Below are 2,875 nucleotides of genomic sequence, written 5' to 3' on the forward strand. Positions count from 1 at the left end.
GCCCGAGCCCGGTACCCTGGTTCGATCGTGCGTAGGCTTCCTCGGCCTGAGAGAAGGCAGCGGTGGCGATCGCGACCTCCTCGGCTGACATGCCCATGCCGGTGTCGCTGATCGTGCAGGTTACCCCGGTGACGGGATCGCGTTTGGCCTCGACCGTGATACGCCCGCCGGCCGGTGTGAACTTGACGGCGTTCGAGAATAGATTGGTGAATACCTGGCCCAACCGCGCAGGATCGGCGATGACCGGAATAACCGATTTGAATTTGAAGATAACCTGAAGATGCTTGTCGGTGACAATCTGCTGGAACGGTTCGAGCGCTCGCTGCACGATGTCGCGCAGATCAACCAACGCATTACCACCAAGATTGAGGGTTTCGGTTTCGATGCGTGCCGTATCGAGCACCTGAGTGATGACCTTGAGCAGATGCTGTCCGGAGCTGTTGACGTATCCGGCATACTCGATATAGCGGGGTTTCGCATCGGGCCCGAACGTCTGGTCTCTGATGAGTTCGGAATAACCGATGATCGCGTTGAGCGGCGTTCTAAGCTCGTGGCTCATATTGGCCAGAAAGACCGACTTGGCGCGATTGGCGGCCTCGGCTCGCGCCTTGCTCTCCGCCAGATCGAGATTGACCACCTCGAGCCGGGTGCGCTCGTCAGCTAGTTTGGCCTCATATGCGATGCGTCGCAGCCCATCCCGAACCAGGTAAACGAGAAATCCGATCAGGAGCAGCGTGGCGCCAATCGCGAATAAGACGATGATCATGGCATGCGAGTCGGCCTCCGCGAGTTCCCGACTTTGCTCCAGTCCAACGGTGACGAACAAAGGGTAGGAGCCGACGCGAGCGTAAGCGGTGATCCGTGACAGGCCATCCAACAAACTGGCGCGCTTGTAGGTGCCTGCCGCCCCGACATCGATGACGCTCGGCAGCTGGTTCTCTGCAACTGACGTGCCGCGGCCCCAATCGCCACCTGAATGTTCGAGGCTGTAGCTGGCGCGGATGCGGAGATCGAGGCCGACGAGCCGCACCACGCCATGCGGACCGAGATCAACCGATTTGCGCATCGCCATCAGCCCGTCGGGCTGGACCAGTACCACAAGCACCCCGAGAAAGGTGCCGTCCGCCGCGTCAACACGCCGGGAGACCGGAATGACGGGCTGGCTTGAAAGGCGGCCGATCACGGTCGGGCCGACATAGAGCCCTTCATCGCGGCCGTCGACATGGATGCTGAAATGCTCTCTGTCCCGCAGGTCTGTTCCGCCCGCCGTGGCCTGTACCGTGGTCGAGCGCAACCGGCCGTCGGCTCCGATAAACGCAGCTTCGGCGACACCGGGCACCACCAGAATGTTTTCTCTACCCCACTGAAACAGATCGAAATGCCCGTTCGAGTCCCTGATCCTGTCTTCGAGCCCCATCATTCGGCCTTCGACGCCGCGCAGGACGTAATCGGCCTGCTCGCGGAAGGCGCGCGCGAAATTGAGTGCCTCGGCCGAGCGGTTGTCGAAGGCGGCTTGGCGTGAATTGACGAGTTCGGCGCCGACCACCATCCACAGTCCGATGATCAGTGCCCCGATTGCCTGGCCGCTGATCCGCAAATGCGGCGCGAGGCCGGCATAGGCGGCGGCGGTCTTCCGCAAGACACGGACAGGGTTGCCGTCTCGGGAGACGGAAGCGAGGCGAGCCCCTAAGCTGGGGAACAGGCGGGTCAGGAAGGTAGGCGGGCGGGTGAGGGCGGTGCTGCTTGTATCGGGGCGCAAGGGTAAGTGGTCCGGCGGGTCACTCTGCGTCACGGACCGGGCTCCCCAGTGCCTAAGCCGGCGGCGTCTTTATTGTGGGCGTCGGACGAAGCTTTGCTGTCGACATGAGAGCCGCAGTATTGGACCGCGCCCAGAAAGTCTTCGCCGCTGAAAGGCTTGGGGAGCGTGATGGTTGCGCCGATCATGCGCGCGAGATCGAGCGGGCCGAGCCCGCCGGTGCGGTCGGACTTCCATCCGCCGGAGATGGCGACAATCGGCACCGCGGGGTCGAGCTTGCGCAGGTGGATGATCGTCTCGATCCCCTCCATGTCCGGCATCAAAACGTCGGTAACGATAAGGTCTGGTTTGCACGACTGATACAAGGCGAGGCCGGCGCGGCCGTTCTCGGCCATTGCGACGGTGAACCCTGACGTCGTCAGCAACAGCTCGACCGCATCCCGGATCGCTGTGTCATCATCGATGAAAAGGATGTGGGTCATGCTGCTAACGAGCCTTTCTGGTTCTTCGCATTCAAGGTTAGTGACCGCCGCCGCTGACAGGCCGGTGCGGCGAGTTCACGTGCTGTTTCTTGATACTGATCGAGGCAACGTTCCGGGCAAATACAACCGCCTGTCGCTTTGTCGAGCCTGGAGGACTGAAGCAACCGCACTGTTCGCCATGCCGAGGATCTCATCTGGTTCGTAGCGGCGCTGTCAGCGATCCACCCAAGTCTGATTTTCGTTTGTTTCGTCTCAGTGCAAAATCCGGTTTTCTGCTAAGAGTTTCTACGCACCGGCCGCGTTTCATAAGGAGTGTGCGTACGTAGTTCTACTTAGTGCGCACAGCGAGGCTCCCCAGTTCAGCTTCCCGAGGAACCGTCCTCGCCGGCACCGCCATCGAGCGCCGCACGCACCACAGCGATGAGTTTCTTGGGGTCGAGCGAGTCGACCAGTATGGTGCCCTGACCTTTCGCCTGTTCGCGCGTCTCTGCATCGACACTGTTGGTCATCAGCACGGCGGGCGCGGTCAGGCCACGTTTCCTGATCTGATCGATCAGCTCCAGTCCGGCGATATCGGGAAGTTCATCCTCGACGATCAGGCAGCTTGGCGTCCAGCTTTGCAGGAACTCCGCCGCCG

2 protein-coding genes and 1 pseudogene are annotated in these 2,875 nt (G+C 61.4%); all 3 read right to left on the reverse strand.

What is annotated here, in order from left to right:
* Nucleotides 1–1,639: histidine kinase dimerization/phospho-acceptor domain-containing protein (locus JOY90_RS14960; RefSeq protein ID WP_291691893.1), on the reverse strand; the 1,639-nt coding region annotated here is incomplete at its 3' end.
* A gap of 149 nt (nt 1,640–1,788) precedes the next feature.
* Nucleotides 1,789–2,238, reverse strand: coding sequence for a response regulator (locus JOY90_RS14965; RefSeq protein ID WP_291691894.1), 450 nt, complete (start codon nt 2,236–2,238; stop codon nt 1,789–1,791).
* A 359-nt stretch (nt 2,239–2,597) separates the two neighbouring features.
* Nucleotides 2,598–2,875 (reverse strand): annotated as a pseudogene (locus JOY90_RS14970) (hypothetical protein); the annotation flags it as partial.

Source organism: Bradyrhizobium sp. (assembly GCF_019242285.1).
GTDB lineage: Bacteria > Pseudomonadota > Alphaproteobacteria > Rhizobiales > Xanthobacteraceae > Bradyrhizobium.